The following is a 20,073-nucleotide window of genomic DNA, read 5'->3' on the forward strand; positions in this document are numbered from 1 at the left end:
TAGCCTTTGGAATATCCATTCGATAGCCTTTGGAATACCTATTCGATGGTCTTTGGAATACCTATTCGATAATCTTTGGAATAGTCATTCGATAGTCTTTGGAATGCCTGCCGCTTGGGTCTGTGAACCATTATGGACTTGTTTGTTATTTCAGGACTTCCTATATTTGTGATGCTTTACATGCAAAACGTCTGAAACATTCATAAAAAAAGATAATGCTATGAATTATTGCTACAAACAAATCTGCCCGGTGCTGCTTGCGCTGTTTGCCCTCGGTTGTTCGTCGGGACATGAAGACGTTCCCGACCCCGAACCTGTACGCATCCCTATTACCCTCAATTGCGGCATCAACAGCGTTGTACGTGCCACTGACAGCGGTTTCGAGAAAGGCGACCGCATCGGACTCTACGTGGTGAACTACGACAACGGGACGGCCGGCACGCTACAGCCGACAGGCAACCATGCGGACAACACGGCGTTCACCTACGACGGCACCTGGACACCCGACGTTCCCCTTTACTGGAAGGACGAAACGACTCCCGCCGATTTCTATTGCTACTATCCCTATCTCAACGCTCCGGCCGACATCGCCGCCTGTCCGTTTGAGACAATGGCCGACCAGAGCAGCGAAGCCAATTACAAGGCCAGCGATTTCCTGTGGGGAAAGGCTGCCCGCGTAGCCCCCACCGAGAGCGCCGTAGGCATCACGCTGAACCACCTCTTCAGCTGCGCCATCGTCAAGGTGGCGGCAGGCAATGGGTTTACTGACGAAGGGCTTGCCCAGTCGGTCATCAGCGTAAAGCTGAACCGTGCCAGTTGCCAGGCAAGCATCAACTTGGCCGACGGAACCGTGAAGGCGGGGAGTGACGCCGGCGGCATCTCGTTCCTGCGTGGCACGAACAATGAGTTCAAGGCGCTGGTGGTTCCGCAGACCCTTCCCGAAGCGGCCGATTTCATTACGGTCAACATCGACGGAAATGATTTCAACCTGAAGAAAGGCTTCACTTTTGTAAGCGGAAAGAGACATATCTTCACGATTACCGTGAGAAAGACCGGCAGCGGCATCAACGTCGACATCGGCCAGTGGGAAGATGACGGCACGGACAACGGTGGCGTTGCAGAGTGAACCCGTAGAAACGGTCAAATAAAACCAATCCATAACAAGCGCAAGATATGAAAAATCCCATCTTCAGAAGTCTGGCCATGCTGATGCTGGTCGCATCAGTGACGGCATGCACCGACGACTCTTTCGGTCCGAACGGAGCACAAGGAAACAGCGCCCGCCCCATCGTTCTGGCGGGCGAGATAGAACAGGTGGCCGTGACCCGTGTCAACGACAACGGGTTCTGCGACGGCGACGTAATGGGTGTCTACATTGTAGACTATCAGGGCTCTACGCCGGGCACTCTGCAGAACAGCGGCAACCGTGGCAACAATGTCAAACACACCTTCGACGAGGCTGCCTATAAATGGAACTCGGCCTACGATGTATATTGGAAAGACGGACACACTCACATCGACGTTTATGGCTACTATCCCTTCAGTTCGCCCGAAGACGTGAACGCCTATCCTTTCGAGGTACAGAAAGACCAGTCCACAACGACTACCGTCAACGAAATGGGCGGCTACGAAGCCAGCGACTTCCTCTGGGGCAAGGCGGCCGATGTGGCTCCCACCGACAAGGTCATCCGCCTGCCCATGCGCCACCGTATGAGCAGCCCCCGTGTGACACTGGCCGAGGGGGAAGGATTTGCCCAAGGAGAATGGACGTCGCTCGAAAAGCAGGTGCTGGTTAAGAATACCATGCAGAAGGCTGTCATCAATCTGGCCGACGGAAGTGTCAGCGCCACAGGCGAGGTAAGCCCCACAGGCATCATCCCCTACGTGAAGGACGATGTGTTCCGTGCCATCGTAGTACCTCAGACCGTTTCGGCCGGTACAACGTTGTTCACCATCACTGTAAACGGAACAGTCTACAACTTCAGTAAAGACGAGGCCTTCACCTACGTCAGCGGCAAGATGCACAACTTCACCATTCAGGTGAACAAAAAGGAGGCGACAGGCGAATTCACCTTCAAGCTGGCAGGCGAATCCATCACCGCCTGGGAGAACGACGACGTGTCGCACGACGCCACCATGAAGGAATACATCGTCATCAACTCCACAGCCGGACATCTGAAGGACTCTATCACGGCGGCAGGAAAAGACTACCGGAAGTTGCAGAACCTGAAGATTACGGGCGAGATAAACTCACAGGACTTCTACTTCATGCGCGATTCGATGGATGTGCTGCAGTCACTAAATTTAAAGGAAGTAATCATTCGTGGAGGAGAACAAACTTTGACGGGAGGAATTCCAGGCAACTATCCCCACAACGATTACGAAATGCCTTACGAGGCTATGAGGTATAAGGCCTCTTTGCTGAACTTGGTATTACCTGATAAATTGACCAAAATAGGTATTGCAGCTTTTGCCGACTGTCAGAATCTGACTGGAACCTTGAACATACCCGAAGGAGTAACCGAAATCGAAGTGGGTGCATTCTACCAATGTAAAAATATGACAGGCAGCCTTAACTTGCCAACCACTTTAAAATATATCGGCCGAGGTGAAGAACTTTGGTGGTATGGTGGTACGTTTGCGTATTGCGGTTTCACCTGTCAGTTGGCCTTTCCGTCAGGGGTAGAATGTATATTGGGTAATGCATTTGAAGGATGTAAAAACCTATATGGGGAATTGCGCTTACCTGACAAACTGACAAAAATGGGAAATTTTGTATTCCGAGAATGCCGCAATATTTCCGGCAGTCTAACCATTCCACAAGGTGTAACCTCTATTCCCAACAATGCTTTTGAATATTGCGGCAGTCTGGATGGTACCCTAACCCTGCACGACGGTATAATCACAATAGGAGAATACGCTTTCCGAGGAGCACATTTCAAAGGTGAGATACATCTACCCAAAGATTTAGTTGTACTAAGTAACTACGTTTTCGCCGGATGCGATTTTTCTGGCGAACTTAAATTACCTGAAAAACTACGTACCATTGGCAACAACGCTTTTGGTTCTGCCATTGATGGATCATCATGGCGCATGATGGGTACACTGGATTTTCCGCAAGATGTCATAAGCATAGGACAAGAAGCTTTTTACGGTTGCCGCAGTATTGAAAGCATAAACTTCCCTGTAGGTTTGGAAAGTGTTGGTAGCGGTGCATTTCAGGATTGTTTCGGAATTGGCAGCATTGTCTGCAAAGGTTCCACACCTCCTTATGTCCAGTCTGGAGCCTTCGACGGTGTAGTCAAAGACAACTTCACCCTCGAAGTGCCCGAAAGCGCCATTCAGCAATACCAGGCAGCATCGGGGTGGTGCGATTTCAAGCGCATTGCCGCCCATCGTGAACTGGTATGCCGGCCCAGCATAGCCAACGCCATCAATACCGAGTGTACCCGCACGCTGATTGTCGATGCGGAAGGGGACTGGATAGTAGAAAGCAAACCCGACTGGTGCTCGCTTTCGCAGAACGAGGGCAGCAAGAAAACCGAAGTGACGCTGACCATCCATCAGATGGCATCGGGCAGCCCCGTGCACAAGTGTTCCGTGTCGCAATACGACTACACGCATGCCGAAAACGAAATCATTACCCTGCAAACGGCAAGCAGAGGCAGCAGGGGAGGCATTAACCTGGTGTTCCTGGGCGACGGATACGATGCCAAGGACATCTCCGAAGGCAAATACATGAAAGACATGCAGGACCAGGTGGAGAACTTCTTCGGCATCGAGCCGTACAAGAGCTACCGCGACTACTTCAACGTCTACACGGCCATTGCCGTCTCGCCCGAAACGGGGATCGGCACCATCAACACCATCCGCTACGCCAAGTTTGAGACAACCTATACGGGCGGCGTAGGGTTGAGGTGCGACTACGATGCTGTCTTTGACTATGCGCTGAATATGCCTACTGTGACGAAAGACAATCTGAAGGAATCGCTCATCATCATGGTGCCCAACAGTACCGACTACGGCGGCATCTGCCAGATGTGGGAAGACGGTTCGGCCATCGCTTTCTGCCCGCTCAGCACGTATGGCTATCCGCTCGACACGCGCGGCGTCATCCAGCACGAGGCAGGCGGACATGGCTTCGGCAAACTGGGCGACGAGTACATCTACCACAATGAGTTCATCGACTTCTGTACATGTACTTGCTGCGGACATGTCTATGAGTTCAACATAGCCAAATCGCTGGGCTGGTACGAGAACCTGTCGCTCACCGGCAAGATGAACGAAGTGCCCTGGAGCCAGCTGATATTCGATGAGAAATACAGCGACTTTGTCGACATCTTCGAAGGCGGTTACATGCACAGCCGCGGCGTATTCCGTTCGGAACAGAACAGCTGTATGAACAACGACATTCCCTATTACAGCACCGTCAGCCGCATGGCCATCGTGAAACGCATCAAGCAATATGCAGGCGAGACCTTCACCTACGAGGATTTCAAGGCCAATGACGTGGTGAGCAGCGATGTCCTGACACGCAGTTTCGACAACCTGCGCTACACCGGAAGCAGTGTACACAACTTCCAGCTTCCGCCGAAGATTCACAAAGGCGGCCCGCTGGACAACAGATAACGAACGCTTAATAAATTAATTGTTATGAACAAAAGACTACATATCATACATTCCGGACTGCTGGCCATCCTGCTGGCAGTGGGAAGCGGATGCGGTGACAACGGCACACCCCTGGACGAAGCCGGCGGCAACGGCCTGATGACGTTCAATGTACTGCATCCCCGCGAAGCGGCCGGCGCAACAAGCCGGGTAACCTCAACCGCTTTTGAGAACGGCGACCGTGTGGGACTCTTCATCAGCCGGCAGGACGCGCCGCTCGAGGTCTCCGGCAACTATGTGAACAATGCGGCGCTGACCTTCAACGGCTCTGAATGGACTCCCGACCGTCCGGTCTATTGGGACGGCGGAAGCTATGACATCTACGCATATTATCCCCGGATGAATTCGGTATCTTCGGTAGACAACCTGCCGTTCAGCGTTTCGCTCGACCAGAACGACCCGGGTTCCGCCGACCGGTTAGGCGGCTACGAGGCCAGCGATTTCCTGTGGGCCTGCCAAATGGGGGCAAGCGCCGGCGATGCACCAGTCAGCCTGCAGTTCGCCCACCGCATGAGCCGCATGCTCATCCGTCTGGTGAAAGGCGAGGACTTTGAAGGCGAAATGCCCGCCGATGCCGAGGTGTACATACACAACACGGTGCCCGAGGCAACGATAGACCTGAGTGTGGGAATCGTGACACGCAATCCGTATGGTACCCGCCAGAGCATACGCGCCCTGAGCATGGGCAACCACACTTACAGCGCCATCATTGTTCCCCAACGCCTGGACAACCGCCAGCCTTTGGTCGAGGTCATCATGAAAGGCGTGTCCTATCTGTATGAGAGCAAGTTTGTATTCAAGCAAGGCATCCAGCACTCAGTCCAATTGGTTGTTTCCAAGAATCCCGAACAGATTAAGATTGAGGTAGGCGGCGAGTTGGAAAACTGGGATGAATAGCCGCTATCTTTACCCACCCGTACTCTAACAGACAATTACATTCAAATGAGCGTCAATAGACATTGCTGAAAACTGGGATATTAACTGGTGGGACAGATGCCTTCCTGCTTTCCTTATTTTTTATAGGGAAAGGAGGGAAGGCATCTCATTTTAAGTTATCTTTGCAACACTGTAAACAACCGAAATATGAAGCCGATTCTGCTGTTCTTTTTAGGGCTCTGTGCCGTTTGTCTGTCAGCCTGCCGTTCTGCGCACGACGATGTGACCGAGGCACTCCCTTTTTGCAACAATCTGGACCAGTCATGGGGACTGATTTCGACCGACGGTTCCATCCTGATACCTTCCGGATGTCTGGAACGGCGTCCGTCGGCCGTTGTGGGAGGCATGTTCAGCATGGCTGACGAGAACGGCAGGCTGTACCTTTACAGCATCGGGAATCCGGCGCGTCCTGTCTGCCAGCGCGGTTTTGCAAGCATCGGACATTTCTTCGAGGATGTCGCACCTGCTCAGGAGTTTGCCGGTTCTCCTTTGCAGCTTATTGACAAACAGGGCAACGAAATAGCCTCGACCGCCCAATACCCGCAATACAACATTGTGATGCTGCACAACTTCAGCGAGGGAAGGGCTCTCTTTGCAACAGCCAACGGTAAATATGGATACATGGATACCCGGGGAAGAATAATCATTCCTCCCGTCTACGACCAGGCTTACGATTTCAACGATGGAAGGGTGCTGGTCGGAAATGCCAACAGTCAGGGCGAAACCGGTTATCAGCTCATAGACAAAGACGGCAAAGTCAGAGCAAGCATACAGCTGTCCGACGCTTTGCTCGATACCCGGCCGGCAGACGAAAGGCTCCTGTTCCGGAAACTGCATTCTTGCCACATCGGTTTTCTCGACATGCAGGGCATCCCCATCCTCTATCTGGCGGAAGATATACAGCGGGCTTCAAGGTTCCAATGGGGATTGGCCGTTGTTTGCACGGCCGGCAGATACGGACTCATTGACCGTGAGGGAACGATGACAATCCCTCCGGTGTATGAAAAGCTGTCCGTGGCAGGCCCCGGACGGGTTGCGCTGAGTAAGGGAAATCTTTGGGCGATAGCCGATGCTGCCGGAACACTGCTCTGCGGTTTCCAGTTTGACTCTATCGGGCATTACTACCAGGGAGGCTTTGCAGTGGCACGGCGGAAGGGAGAATCCATGTTGATAGACCGCCGGGGGAATGTCCTCGAGAACTCCCGGTGTGCCGGCATAGCCGAAGACCCGACGGCCAGCCGTCTCTGTCCGCAGCGTTTCTGGATGGGGCCGGATGAGGATGCTGGACCGGCGGTTGGCACGGCTGTAGCCCAGACGGCAGACGAACCCGGCAAAGACGCCGCAGAAGCTGCGGTCAGGAATCAGCCCTCCACAGCAGTGCCGGCAAAGTCTTCCCGCAGCATCGAAAGGAAAGACTGGAGCAAGATAGGCAGACAGCATCCTTTCTATCAGGAAGCGGTCAAGGTGGTCTCCGGCCGGCTGGAAGAGAAAGATGCGGCCAACCGGCAGATGATATTGAACTATGTGGAACACCTGCGCACTTCCTACACCACCAAGGACATCGATTTCCTGGAGCAGCTGTTCAGTGAGAACGCGCTGATTGTCGTAGGCACGGTCGTACACACCGCTCCTGAGAAAGAAAGCGGCTACCTGCCGCCCGCACAGGTGGTCTACAACATCAAGAGCAAGCGCCAGTATCTGGAACGGCTGAAGCAGGTGTTCCAAGCCAACCGGACCATCGATTTGGAGTTCAGCAACTTCCACATCATGCGCCACCCCACACTCCCCGGCATCTATGGGGTCAGCCTCAGGCAGCAATACCGGTCCGACCTCTATTCGGACGACGGCTACCTCTTCCTGCTGTGGGACTTCCGGGATGAGACGGCTCCCGAGATTCATGTCCGCACCTGGCAGCCCCGTATGCAGCCCGACCATACCCCGATACCCGAGAACGAAATATTCAACATCAGCAATTTCAACCTGCAATGAAACCGACAACGCCTTTCCTGTCATTCAAGCTACTGCTGGTCGTCCTGTGCCTGTGGCCTGCCTGCCACATAAAGGCCCAGGAATTCACCGTACGCTCATTCCGCGTGCTGCCCTACGACATAACCGCCTACATAGACCCCGTCCGCGACCTCAACGACGAAGTCTGTGCCCTGCTGAAGGTCGTCGGCGACAAGGACTTTGCCTTTTCCTCTCCCTTGGGCATCGTCAAACGCAAAAACGATGTGGGCGAAATCTGGCTTTACCTGCCCAAAGGCAGCATCCTGCTGACCGTCAAGCATCCGCAGTGGGGCGTCTTGCGCGACTATCGCTTCCCCCAGGCGCTGGAGTCGCGCATGACCTACGAGCTGGTGCTCACCCCGCCGCTGGGCTATCAGTATTCCGTAGAAATGCCGGAGCTTGAGAACCGTCCCTGTCTGCCCGACACCGCCTGCCACCGGCCGGAAAGCCTGCCCTCCTCCCGTCCGCCGCGCATTTACCGTCCGCTCGAGCGGTGGCACCGCCTGGCCCTGCTCAATGCCGGTCTCAGCGCCGACGGCCCCTCTGCCGGCCTCCGTGTGGGAGTCATGCGGCGGCACGGCGCTTACCTTCTGTTCCAGAAAGACTTCCGCTCCATGCCCGACACCCGGGGCGAATGCGACCGCAACGGTGTCCCCGCAGGCTCTGCCGGCGCTCCCTACTATACGGGCCGTACGGAAGAAGGCCGTTGGATGGCCATGGCCGGAGGCATCCACCGGGTGGTCGGCGAGCTGTGCCTGTACGAAGGCATCGGCTACGGCAGGCACGACGTGGCCTGGGAGCAGAACGACGGTACTCTGCTCCGCAACACGGACTACTCTTCACGGGGCCTCTGCGCCGAAGCCGGCTGCCTCTACCGTTTCTCGCGCACAGCCCTCTCGGCCGGAGTGATGACCATCCGGGGCAAGTACTGGGAAGCCTCCATCGGTTTTGGCATCCATTTCTAATAGACATTGACCATGAAACATTTTCATCAATACCTGATAGGCCTGCTGTTGATAGGAATGTTGGCCGCCGCCTGCGAAGAGCGGGAGAAACCCTTGAATTTGCCTCCCTCCGTCCGTTTGGATGAGGCCGTAGACGTCACCCGCACCGGTGCCGTACTGCACGGAGAAGTCACGCCCAACGGAGAGGGCCTTGTCAGCCGCATCCGGTTCCGTTATGGCGAAACGGAGGAGATGGAGCGGCTTGTTGCCTGTGCGCCGGAAGAGCGGCAGGTCTCCGCCAGCCTGACCGGACTCCGGGCCGGTGTCCGCCATTACTATTGCCTGGAGGCGGGAAACGAATACGACATGGTCCGCAGCGAAGTAAGGAGCTTTGTCACCCGGCCCAATATACCGCCCGTCATCAGCGGGGTCAGCCTGTTGAACCAGGGGCCTGTCAGCATCACCCTGGAGTATCATATCCTGGACAACGGCGGGGAGGAGATTACCGCCACCGGATTCTGTTATTGGAAGGAGGGGAACCACTCCGAAGAGCTTGCGGCAGATGTCCAGAAGGGCGAAGACGGCAGCTTCCGCGCCCGTATCGGCGGGCTGGAGATGGAAACGGACTACTGCATACAGGCCTGTGCCGCCAATGCCGTCGGCGAGACCCGGAGCGAAGTCTACCGCTTCCGCACCGGCGAGGCCGTCATCCTGACCGAAGCCGGTACGCTGGGCGAGGCCATCGGGCAAGAAGAGAAATACCGGTTCAGCACCCTCAACATTGCAGGCCCGCTGAACGGTACGGACATCCGCTGCCTTCGCGAGATGATGGGAACGGACATTGACGGTGCAACCACTCCCGGACAGTTGCACACCTTGAACCTGAACGACGCCTCCATCGTGGCGGGCGGACAAAGCTACGACGGGAGCCGATATACGGAAGCCGACATCCTGAGCCGCGGGATGTTTTCGGGATGCCTGAGCCTGCGGCACCTGACACTGCCTGCCACGACGGCCGTTGTCGAAGCAAATGCGTTCGAGAACTGCTCTGCACTGGACACGCTCTGCCTTTCACCGCTCATCCGGCAGTTTGCCCCTTCGGCCGGATGCTCCGGCTTGTCGGCCATCATCGTTCCCGCAGAAAGCCTGACCCTCAGCTGTGCGGCCGGGGTGCTATACGATAAAGAAGGGACTTCGTTGCTCTGGTTCCCGGAAAGTAAAGATGGCACGGAGTTCCGGGTGCCCTCTGCGGTAGAGAGCGTCGGCGACTATGCTTTCCGCAATGCCGGCCTTGCGCAGATTGTGCTGCCGGCTTCCCTCGCCGCAATCGGCCGGGAGGCTTTTGCTGGCTCACAGATTACGTCGATGGATATTCCTGACAACGTGGAAATCCTCCCCTACGGATGCTTCCAGGGATGCAGCCGGCTGGACCGTATTTCGCTGGGAGCCGGAACGGGCTATCTGTCAGAGTATTGCTTCGAGGGTTGCGGCGCATTGCGGCACCTGTACGTCCGGAATGCGGACTTTCCGCCGTCCTGCCGGGAAGAAACGTTCGGCGGTGCCGAGTTCCTGTTCGGGCAGTGTACGCTCCACATCCCCGCAGGCAGCAAGTCCGTCTACCGCAACCACAAGGTCTGGGGGCAGTTCAAGAACATGGTGGAAGAATAAGGGGGGGAGGAGTGTCAAATGAAGACAATAACAAAAGGCCGTCCGCTTTCGGCTTTGGGAGGTGTGTCAAAACAAAGGCATCTGAGATTCTCCTCCTTCCTGAAGAAGGCGGGTCCGGATACCGTCACTTCGTTTTGTCCCCCTTTACTTCGTACAAGCATCCTGCGCGGACGGAGCTTGCACGGTACGCGGACGGAGCTTGCATGGTGGACGGACGGAGCTTGCATGGTGGACGGACGGAACAAGCATGGCGGACGGAGCTTGCACGGTGGCTCGTGCTCACTGGCGCAGCGTCAGGTCCTTGTATCGGGTGTACATGGCCGACTGCCGCTGGACGGGGAGGGGAAACGCTTCGTCAAGCACCTCCTGTCTTCCGGCAGACACGGTGTCCTCTTCCCAGTATCTCCAGCACGGTTCCGGCAGGGCATAGTTGCCGTAAACCGGAAGTGACGTAACGGAATCGGGCCCCGTCCCTGTTTTCCAGAGAAGATACCCTCCCGTCAGGAGCAACAGGCCGGCGCAGGCTGCCGCTATCCGTTGATAAAGTTGGCGGGCCGAATCCATCCGGTGCAGGGCCTTCACCACCTCCGGGGCCGAAGGGTAGCGGTCCTCCGGCTTGCGGCGGGTACACTTGCGTGAGAGGGCCGCCAGTTTCTTGTCCTTTAACAGCTCGGCCATTTCTCCTGTCAGGATTCCCAGCGAATAGATGTCGGCCCTCAAGTCGGGCAGTTGGCCCGGCTTCAGCGCTTCCGGGGCCAGGTAATAGCGGGTTCCGGCCGGCATCTTCAGCACCTCGTAGTCGTCGCTGTCCGACAGGCCGAAGTCTATCAGCTTGATGTTGCTCCCGTTGTGGGTCACCAGGATGTTCTCCGGCTTCAAATCCCGATGCACGACCTGTTTCCCGTGCAGGTAGTTCAGCGCGTCGCACAGTTCCGCAATCAGCTTGCGGGCCAGTGCGGCCGTCAGCCTCCCCTGTGCCATCAGTTCTCTCAACGTCGCCCCGTCAATGTATTCCAGCACGATGCAATGCCCCAGCTCGGGCAGGGTTTCCCAGCCCAAGGCACGGCAGATGTGGGGATGTTCCAGTTGGTAGCCTATGTCAAACTCCTTGCGCAGCGCCTGCTCGTAGAAGGGGTTGCCTATGTACGAAGGCTTCAGCGCCTTCAGTATGTGCAGCCTGTTGTACCGCTGGCATCGGAACAGGCGCGCGTAACCGGAAAAGGAGACATAAATCTCGCTGAGGTTGGAGAAGCTCAGTTCGCCGGACTGAGTGTCTACATGGATAAAGCCGGACGAAACGTCATTGTCTGCCATCTGCCAGTCCGTTTACTAAAGTCAATCCGCCGTTGCGCCCTGCGATGAAAGGCGAGAGCCTGACCCCGTTGCGCAGGACGTATGGCAGGAAAAGCGGTTGCCCCATCAGGAAAGAGACGGCCTCGAAGCGGTCGCCCGCCAGCAGTTTGGATTGCTTGGACTCCTGCACCTCAAACAGGCCGCTGCCTTCGTAGCGCAGGCGCAGGTAGCGGTTGGGCGACCAGCCTACTTCCAGTTCCGAGCCGGGCTGCAATTCGCGGGCCAGAATCTGGTGGGCGGAGAAGAAGGAGGAGTTGTAGGCCGTGCTGTTCTTCAGCCAGGTGCAGAACTGCTTGAAACTGTTGTGCCCCACGTAGCGGGCCAGGACGTCCAACGTCTGCATGCGCGGCTGGTGGGTGTCGTTCACGTACCCCCACAGGCGTTTCAGGGTAGAGGTGGAGACAGCCTCGTGCACACGGCTCTTCAGGTAAAAGGAAAACTCGTCAAAGTCAGTAGAAGTCTGCAACGGCTTCTTGTATGCCTTTTCTACTTGCAACAGCAATTCTGCAATTTCCGGTTTGTAGATGTTCATTCGTACCAGTCTTTTTGGATGGACAAATATAGGGAATTATCCGGCAAACGCCAAGGCTTTTCGCGACTATTCACAATCCGGGCGGGGCATCTCCTGGGCGGGGCGGCGGAAGCCGACGGGGGAGGTGCGGATGTCCGTCTCCCTTTTCCAAAACAGAAAAAATCCTAAAGCCTTCCTGTTAGGAGGTCTCAGCGGTGAACAAACGGTTCTGGGCTGCGTTATACGTTTGCTTTTGTTCATCATAGAATCTCTATGCTGAAAAAAACAATAAATTTCCAATTTCATAATCAGTGGGTCTGCGCCTGTCGGGATGACAGGTGCAGACATTTATTGTCGCCCTTCCCCCAAAAACATCCGCTTAAAATTGGGTAAAGTAGTCAGATAATGTTACTTTTGTCCGTTGTACCCGTATGGATGTTTAACCTTAATAGCATATATGGAAATATGAAGACACGGAAAGGATGGCTGATGCTGCTGGGGCTGCTTCCCCTGCTGCTCGCGGCCAAGGATTACAGAAATGCCGAGACGCTGCGGCTGGACAAGGGATGGGAATTCTCGCAGGCAGGCAGCGGAGAGTGGCTGGCGGCCACCGTCCCCGGCACCGTACACCAGGACCTGATGGACCACGGCAAACTGCCCGACCCGTTCTACGGGATGAACGAGCAGAAGGTGCAGTGGGTGGAGAACGAGGATTGGGCCTATCGCACCACCTTCAACGTCACCGACGAGCAGCTTGCGCGCGACGCCGCCGTGCTGGCGTTCGAGGGGCTGGACACGTATGCCGACATCTACCTGAACGGCGCATTGCTGGAGCGCACGGACAACATGTTTGTGGGCTACACCCTGCCGGTAAGGGACGTGCTGCGCCGGGGCGAGAACCGCTTGCAGGTGGTGTTCCATTCGCCCATCAGGCAGACGCTGCCCCAGTGGGAGACGAACGGCTTTGTCTATCCCGCCGACAACGACCACAGTGACACGCGCGTCAGCGTGTTCAGCCGCAAGGCTCCTTACAGCTACGGCTGGGACTGGGGCATCCGTCTGGCCACCAGCGGCATCTGGCGTCCGGTGACGCTCACCTTCTACGACGCCGCCCGCATCGCCGACTTCCACGTCCGCCAGCTTGCGGTGTCGCCCCAGGTGGCAAGGGTGGAGAACCGCCTGGAGCTGGAAGGCGTCCCTGCCGGCACTCCCCGGCAGGCCGAGGTGACGGTCGTGTGCAGCTACAAGGGCGAGGAGAAGGCCGTGGTCAATAAGGAAATAACGCTGGCGGCCGGAAGCCATGAGGTTGTCCTTCCGCTGGAGGTACAGGCTCCCCACCTCTGGATGCCCAACGGCTGGGGCATCCCCGCCCTCTACGACTTCGAGGTGCGGGTGAAGGTCGGCGGCCGGGTGGTGGCCGGACGGCAGGAGCGCATCGGCTTCCGCACCGTCGAGGTGGTGAAGGAGAAGGACGAGGCGGGCGAGTCGTTCTATTTCGTGGTGAACGGCAAGCCCCTGTTTGCCAAGGGTGCCAACTTCATTCCCCACGACGCCCTGCTCCCGAGGGTCACCCCCGAGCGCTACCGCCGGCTCTTTGCCGACGTGAAGCGGGCCAACATGAACATGCTGCGCGTGTGGGGTGGGGGCATCTACGAGGACGATGCCTTCTACCGCGAGGCCGACGAGAACGGCATCCTCATCTGGCAGGACTTCATCTTTGCCTGCACCACCTATCCTTCGGACCCCACGTTCCTGAAGCGCGTCGAGGCGGAGGCCGCCTACAACATCAAGCGCCTGCGCAACCACGCCAGCCTGGCCATGTGGTGCGGCAACAACGAGATATACGAAGGCATCCGCTACTGGGGTTGGCGCAAGAAATATGCCGCCAACGGTGTCATCGACGCCATGAAGCGGGGCTACGACAAACTGTTCCGCGAGCTGCTGCCCGCCTGTGTGGAGCGGTGGGACGCCGGCCGCTTCTACATGCACGGCTCGCCCTACGAGGCCAACTGGGGACGGCCCGAGAGCTGGAAGATTGCCGACAGCCACAACTGGGGCATCTGGTACGGGCAGAAGCCCTTTGAGAGCCTGGACGAGGAGATACCCCGCTTCATGAGCGAGTTCGGCTTCCAGGCCTTCCCCGAGATGAAGACCATCGCCACCTTTGCCGCCCCCGAGGACTACGCGCTGGAGTCCGACGTGATGAATGCCCACCAGAAGGCATCCATCGGCAACGCGCTGATAAAGAAAACCATGGCGCTCTACTACAACGTGCCCGAGGACTTCGGCCGCCTGGTCTACATGGGACTGGTGTTGCAGGGCATGGGCGTGCGTCGCGGCATCGAGGCCCATCGCCGTCACCGTCCCTACTGCATGGGCACGCTCTACTGGCAGCTGAACGACAGCTGGCCCGTGGTCTCCTGGTCGGGCATCGACTACTACGGCAACTGGAAGGCGCTGCACTACCAGGCGCGGCGGGCCTTCGCCCCGGTGCTGGTGGACGCGGTGCGTGAGGGGGACGACCTCTGCATGTACGTCATGTCCGACTGCCTGGAGGCGTACAAGGATGCCACCCTGCAGCTGCGCCTGATGGACTTCGGCGGAAAGGTATTGCGCAAAGAGGACGTGAAGGGCGATGTCCCCGCCAACGCCTCCGCCCTCTACGTCAGGAAGGCCTATGCCGACTGGGCCGTGAGCCCGAGGAACACGTTCCTGCTGATGACCCTGAAGGACAAGTCCGGCCGCCCGCTCTCCGAGGAGGTCTACTACTTCAATCACGCCAAGGACCAGGACTTGCCCGAGGCGGACATCCGCTGCAAGGTGAAGAAAATGGATGGCAAGTACGAGCTGACCCTCTCCTCCGGGCAGCTGGCACGCGATGTCTTCATCGAAATCCCCGTGCAGGGAGTCGCCTACACCGACAACTTCTTCGACCTGCTGCCCGGCGAGACCAGGAAGGTGACCGTCACCTCCGGCCAGCTGAAGAAAGACGGAGACGCCTCCATCCGCATCTGGCAGTTGGGAGAGAAGAAGGAAGGACGGTAGGGGACGCCGGCTCTGCTCACAGGCCTTCATCGGAGGGCTATCCATTGGTTTATAGATGTGCGCGTGTCGTGCGCATTGCCGTGCGCGTGGTGTGCGCATTGCCGCGTGCGTGCCGCGCACCTTACCACGTGCGTGGTGCGCACCTTACCACGTGCGTGGTGCGCACCTTACCGCGTGCGTGGTGCGCACCTTATCGCGTGCGTGGTGTGTCCCTATACAAAGATGGAAGGTGTGTCAAAACCAAAAGTGGCTGACATCTTGTGGCTTTTTAGGCACGGATTACGCGGATAACACGGAGAAAGAAGAAGGACAATCCGCGAATTTCCGTGTAATCCGTGCCTATTTGACACACCTTGCATCCGTCTCAATCCGTGTCATCTGTGGTCCGTCGTACCCCGCCGCAGGGTCCCCATTGCCACATTGTCACCTTGCCACATTGTAACAAATCAGGGCCGACTGTGCCGGTACGCTGATTTCCGTGCCGTATATATTCCCCAGCCCCTTCTCGTTGATGGTTCCGTCCTTGCACACCACCGTATATTTGCCTTCGGGCACGCTCACCCGGGCCGCTTCCTTGCGTGCGTTCAGCACCACGATGATGTCCCGCCATACGTCGCCGCCGGCATTGTCCTTCAGGCGGTAGGCCACCACGTTGCTGCCCGTCACCGGCAGGAACTCCAGATGTTTGCGCACCAGGTCGGCGTCGCCCAGGCGGAAGGCGGGATGGTTCTTGCGCAACTGAATCAGTCCTTTATAGTAGGCGAACACGTCGGCGTGCTCCGCCTTGCGTTTCCAGTCGATGGCGTTGACGGAGTCCGGGCTCTGGTAGCTGTTGTGAACTCCCTTCTTGTCGCGCATCACCTCCTCGCCGGCATAGATGAAGGGCACGCCCTGCGAGGTGAAGACGGCCGTCTGCGCCAGCTTGTCCAGCCGGGCCAGTTCGTCGGGCTTGATGCCCGGTATGCTGGCTTTCAGGCGGTCTACGAGGCACATGTCGTCGTGGCAGGACACGTAGCTTATCATCTGCGTAGGCTGTCCGGCCCAGGCCTGTTTGCTGTAGTTCACGGAGTCGTTGTCCACCTGCGGATGCTTCACGGCACCGGCAATGCCGAACTTGATGCTTTCTTCCCCGCCGGGAATGCCGGCCAGGAAGGCGCCCTGAGCATTGTCGTTGAAGGGGCCGCGCAGGGCGTCGCGCATCTCGTCGGAGAAGGCGGCGATGCCGGGCATGCGGTGGGTGTTGGCCTTCATGGCCAGGGAGTCTTCGGGCATCTGCGGTGCAGAGGCGGCCCATCCTTCACCGTAGATGAAGATGGTGGGGTCTACGGCCGATACGGCTTTGCGTATCTCGTTCATGGTGGTGATGTCGTGGATGCCCATCAGGTCAAAGCGGAAGCCGTCGATGTGGTATTCGTTCACCCAGTGCAGCACCGATTCAACCATGTACTTGCGCATCATGGGCCGGTTGCTGGCCGTCTCGTTGCCGCAGGCCGAGCCGTTGGCCAGGCTGCCGTCCGCGTTCTGGCGGTAGAAGTAGCCGGGCACGGTGCGCTCGAAGTTGCTTTCGGAGGTGTTGAACGTGTGGTTGTACACCACGTCCAGCACCACGCGGATGCCCGCCTTGTGCAGGGCCTGCACCATCTGCTTGAATTCGCGGATGCGGGTTTCGGGGTTGTAGGGGTCGGTGGAGTAGGAGCCGTCCGGCACGTTGTAGTTCTGCGGGTCGTACCCCCAGTTGTATTTGTTTTCGTCCAGTTTGGTCTCGTCTACGGATGCGTAGTCATACGAGGGCAGGATGTGTACGTGTGTCACGCCCAGCTCCTTCAGGTGGTCAATGCCCGTGGCCAGTCCTTCGGGCGAGCGGGTTCCGGTCTCGGTCATGGCCAGGAATTTTCCCTTGTGCTCGATGCCGGACGAGGGGGCGACGGAGAAGTCGCGGTGGTGCATCTCGTAGATGATGACGTCGGCCGGGCTCTTCAGGGCCGGGCGCTTGTCCTCGGCCCATCCCTCGGGATTGGTGGCCGCCATGTCGATGATGGCTGCCCGTTTGCCGTTCACACCCACGGCCTTGGCGTTGATGCCCGGCGTGTCACCCTGCCACTTGTCGCCTATCTTCACGTTGAAGGTGTAGAACTTGCCTTTCAGGTCTTTCTTGATTTCAGTTTTCCAGGTGCCTTCTTCCGCAGGCTCCATGCTGACGGTTTCGTAGGCGTGTCCGCCTTCGCCGGCTTCAAACAGCATCAGGCGCACCTCGTCGGCGGTAGGTGCCCACAAGGTGAAGCGGGTGACTGTCGGCGTATATTCCATCTCGGTCAGGTTGCCCGAGCGGACAGGATAAAGTTCATAGGAGCTGTACTCCTGCTTGGCCGGTGCGCAGCTTACGACTGTCGAAACGGTCACACCTACAATGGCTAAGTCATTCAGTTTCATGATATCTTGGTTTAATGTTATTTACTTACTTTGTCCGGGTTCTTGGCTATGAAGTCCTTCCAGCTGTGATACCCTTTCTCGGCGACGGGACGCCCCATTTGCAGGTAGTGGCAGTAGGCTGCCGCCAGTCCGTCGGTGGCATCCATGAACGTGGGCATCTCCCGCTTGTCGAAGTGCAGCATCCGCTGCAGCATGTCCGCCACCTGCTCTTTCGAGGCCTGTCCGTTGCCCGTGATGGCCATCTTGATTTTGAGGGGCGCGTACTCGGTGATGGGGATGTCCCGGCTCAGTGCCGCTGCCATGGCCACGCCCTGTGCCCGTCCCAGCTTCAGCATGGACTGCACGTTCTTCCCGAAGAAGGGGCCCTCGATGGCCAGTTCGTCGGGCAGGTAGCTTTCAATGATGCTCAACACCCGCTCGTGGATGTGGCGCAGCTTCAGGTAGTGGTCGCCGTACTTGCGCAGGTCAATGATGCCCATGGCAACCAGTTCCGGCTTGACGCCCGACACCCGCAGCACTCCATATCCCATGATGGTGGTACCGGGGTCTATACCTAAGATTATTTTCTCTTTGACCGGCTGAATCACACGATAACCTCCATTAGGGTGGGAAATCCCACCACCTTGTCCTTGAACAGTTTGAGCAACTCTTCATTCAGTTTGACCCCTTGTTCTCGATGCCATTGGTGGAGTTGGGCCGAATTCTCCACTTCAAATTGCACGGAGTAGCAGATGCTTCCTTCTTCGCGGTGGCTCAAGATACGGGTTATGCGTGGAGCATGCAGAACTCCCTGTTTCTCAACCTCCGGCAGGTAGTATTCCTGCATCCAAATCAGGAAATATTTGTCCTCCGATTCCTCTACATGATAGGTCGTATTATAAATCAACATAACTTTTTTCATATTTTATTTCGCAAACATAGCAATTATTTCAGAATAATGCATTATATTTGCACCGTCAAAATAAGACAAGCGTTCGCAAACGTTTTAAAAAGGGGTATTAGCTCATCTGGCTAGAGCGCGACACTGGCAGTGTCGAGGTGAGCGGTTCGAGTCCGCTATGCTCCACCTGTTTTCTATATGGCCCGCTGATTTTTCAGCGGGCTTTCTTTTTATGTATCGGTCCGGAAGCGGGTCAGCGTAAGGCACCGTGTGTAGATGGCCCCAGTCGCTTGTTTGGTGGGTAATGTCTCCCGGCGTTGTAGAGACGCAAAATTTTGCGTCTCCGTCACATCCAATGTTTGCCCATTGGAGAGAGAGATTGCGCACGGGAGGAGACGCAAAATTTTGCGTCTCTACACCTCAGTATAATTCATCTCAGGTTTCGCAAGTGCGAATTGAAAATAAGTGAGGACAAACTTGCAGGAGTTAACAAGAAAATGAAGAATCTTTGGAAATGAAGACTATTCCTTAGTAAAAAATATCAAAAGAGGTTTTGAGCGAAGCTAATGAAGAATTTATTAACCATTTACCATTCATCATTTACCATTCATCATTCATCATTCTTCATTCACCGATATTTTTCACTAAAGAATTCAAGTCGGGCTGAGCCGAAACATAATCCGCGAACATCCGTGCAATTCCGTGCCTGCTGTCTCATGTCCGGTCGGCCAGTGTCAGGCATCTGTCAACAACTCTCAGGAAACAACGGTAGACGCCATCGTAGTCATGGATGTCGAAATAACGCCAAACGCAAGTCGGGTTCTTGCGTGGCAACAGGTCTGCCAGTTGCAGGAGCGATGAACCTGCAATGAGGCGTTCCTGGTCAGAGAGGCTGTTGCTGAATTCTGCCTGACAATATAGCTGGCTGTCATTGTTTATCCGGATGACGGTTTCTTTCCCGTCTATTCGCAGGGAAACGCCTGCAAAGTCATCGGGGTATCCTTCCTCCAAATTCCGTCGCCTGCCCAGGACTATATGGAGCAGGCCATCGACCTGAACAAGGAGCTTATCAGGCATCCGTCCAGCACGTTCTACGGTCGGGTGGTCGGTGACTCGATGAGGGACGAAGGCATCGAGGAAGGCGACATCCTGGTCATTGACAAGTCCCTGGAACTGATAGAGGGCGACCTGGCCGTGTGCTACGTGGACGGGGAGTTCACCGTCAAGCGGGTGTCCATCGAGGGCGACACCGTTTGGCTGGTACCGTCCCGACATGTGTTTGTCATCGCATTTCATCGCCAGATGCATACGCCATGAAGGAGAGTCACTGCAACTCCGTGTCCTCTGTGGTGAAGGCATGGCACGCAGATGACACGGATGGGACAGATGGCCACAGATTTTTATCTGCGTTCATCTGCGTTTCCTACTCACACCATCCGCATACATGTAGGGGCAGGGTCAGCCTGCCCGAATACACACGCATTGCACACCTTGTCTCCCGTGCAACAGGGGGTATGTGTACACGGTCAAGGGTGTGTCAAAACAAGGGTATCTGAAACTCTCCTCCTTCAGGAAGGAGGAGTACCCGAAGGGGGAGGTGGTAGGTGAAAACATAAAGTGTTGATATACAA

General features: G+C 56.6%; 13 protein-coding genes, 1 tRNA gene and 1 pseudogene. 9 read left to right on the forward strand and 6 right to left on the reverse strand.

Translation table 11 applies throughout. The annotated features are described in order from the left end of the window. The first annotated feature begins 220 nt into the window (after nt 1-220). From Q1Y74_RS06730 to Q1Y74_RS06755, 6 genes are all read left to right on the forward strand, one after another. Nucleotides 221-1,126 (forward strand): fimbrillin family protein, encoded by a 906-nt coding sequence (locus Q1Y74_RS06730; RefSeq protein WP_300813170.1) that lies wholly within the window; start codon nt 221-223, stop codon nt 1,124-1,126. A gap of 47 nt (nt 1,127-1,173) precedes the next feature. Then, a complete protein-coding gene (locus Q1Y74_RS06735) occupies nt 1,174-4,629 on the forward strand; it encodes a leucine-rich repeat protein (RefSeq protein WP_300813171.1) in 3,456 nt (1,151 codons plus the stop codon). A 24-nt stretch (nt 4,630-4,653) separates the two neighbouring features. Then, entirely contained in the window at nt 4,654-5,565 is a 912-nt protein-coding gene (locus tag Q1Y74_RS06740) for a fimbrillin family protein (RefSeq protein ID WP_300813173.1), read from the forward strand. Between the two features lie 186 nt (nt 5,566-5,751). After that, the gene (locus tag Q1Y74_RS06745; RefSeq protein ID WP_300813175.1) at nt 5,752-7,593 is read left to right on the forward strand and encodes a WG repeat-containing protein; all 1,842 of its coding nucleotides are present in this window, start codon (nt 5,752-5,754) and stop codon (nt 7,591-7,593) included. After that, nucleotides 7,590-8,576 carry a hypothetical protein gene (locus Q1Y74_RS06750; protein WP_300813177.1) on the forward strand — a complete coding sequence of 329 codons (987 nt, stop codon included), beginning with the start codon at nt 7,590-7,592 and terminating at the stop codon, nt 8,574-8,576. Before Q1Y74_RS06745 ends, Q1Y74_RS06750 begins: the two co-directional genes overlap by 4 nt. Before the next feature lie 12 nt (nt 8,577-8,588). Further along, entirely contained in the window at nt 8,589-10,223 is a 1,635-nt protein-coding gene (locus Q1Y74_RS06755) for a leucine-rich repeat domain-containing protein (protein WP_300813179.1), read from the forward strand. A 279-nt stretch (nt 10,224-10,502) separates the two neighbouring features. On the opposite strand, the gene Q1Y74_RS06760 is transcribed toward Q1Y74_RS06755, so the two are convergent. Both Q1Y74_RS06760 and Q1Y74_RS06765 read right to left on the reverse strand, forming a co-directional pair. After that, entirely contained in the window at nt 10,503-11,537 is a 1,035-nt protein-coding gene (locus Q1Y74_RS06760) for a serine/threonine-protein kinase (RefSeq protein ID WP_300813181.1), read from the reverse strand. Next, on the reverse strand, nt 11,524-12,108 hold the full coding sequence (locus Q1Y74_RS06765) for a hypothetical protein (protein ID WP_300813183.1): 585 nt from the start codon (nt 12,106-12,108) through the stop codon (nt 11,524-11,526). Before Q1Y74_RS06765 ends, Q1Y74_RS06760 begins: the two co-directional genes overlap by 14 nt. A gap of 468 nt (nt 12,109-12,576) precedes the next feature. Between Q1Y74_RS06765 and Q1Y74_RS06770 the strand changes: the two genes are divergently transcribed. Further along, nucleotides 12,577-15,132 (forward strand): glycoside hydrolase family 2 protein, encoded by a 2,556-nt coding sequence (locus Q1Y74_RS06770; protein ID WP_300813197.1) that lies wholly within the window; start codon nt 12,577-12,579, stop codon nt 15,130-15,132. 423 nt (nt 15,133-15,555) lie between these two features. Here the strand turns inward: Q1Y74_RS06770 and pulA are convergent, their stop codons facing one another. Genes pulA through Q1Y74_RS06785 form a run of 3 tightly spaced genes read right to left on the reverse strand, consistent with a single transcriptional unit; the run spans nt 15,556 to nt 18,451 of the window. Then, nucleotides 15,556-17,562 (reverse strand): type I pullulanase, encoded by a 2,007-nt coding sequence (pulA, locus tag Q1Y74_RS06775; protein ID WP_300813185.1) that lies wholly within the window; start codon nt 17,560-17,562, stop codon nt 15,556-15,558. A gap of 17 nt (nt 17,563-17,579) precedes the next feature. Beyond that, complete coding sequence (gene ruvC / locus Q1Y74_RS06780; protein WP_300813187.1) at nt 17,580-18,149, reverse strand: crossover junction endodeoxyribonuclease RuvC; 570 nt, start codon at nt 18,147-18,149, stop codon at nt 17,580-17,582. After that, entirely contained in the window at nt 18,146-18,451 is a 306-nt protein-coding gene (locus Q1Y74_RS06785) for a DUF4286 family protein (protein ID WP_300813199.1), read from the reverse strand. Before Q1Y74_RS06785 ends, ruvC begins: the two co-directional genes overlap by 4 nt. A 103-nt stretch (nt 18,452-18,554) precedes the next feature. On the opposite strand from Q1Y74_RS06785, the gene Q1Y74_RS06790 reads away from it, so the two are divergent. After that, nucleotides 18,555-18,628, forward strand: a tRNA-Ala gene (locus Q1Y74_RS06790). A 528-nt stretch (nt 18,629-19,156) separates the two neighbouring features. Here the strand turns inward: Q1Y74_RS06790 and Q1Y74_RS06795 are convergent. Then, entirely contained in the window at nt 19,157-19,453 is a 297-nt protein-coding gene (locus tag Q1Y74_RS06795) for a hypothetical protein (RefSeq protein WP_300813189.1), read from the reverse strand. A 3-nt stretch (nt 19,454-19,456) separates the two neighbouring features. Here Q1Y74_RS06795 and umuD point away from each other — a divergent pair. Continuing rightward, a pseudogene (umuD, locus tag Q1Y74_RS06800) lies at nt 19,457-19,711 on the forward strand (translesion error-prone DNA polymerase V autoproteolytic subunit); the annotation flags it as partial. Between the last annotated feature and the right edge of the window lie 362 nt (nt 19,712-20,073).

Origin of the sequence: uncultured Bacteroides sp. (assembly GCF_949298305.1) — a bacterium.
Classification (GTDB): domain Bacteria; phylum Bacteroidota; class Bacteroidia; order Bacteroidales; family Bacteroidaceae; genus Bacteroides.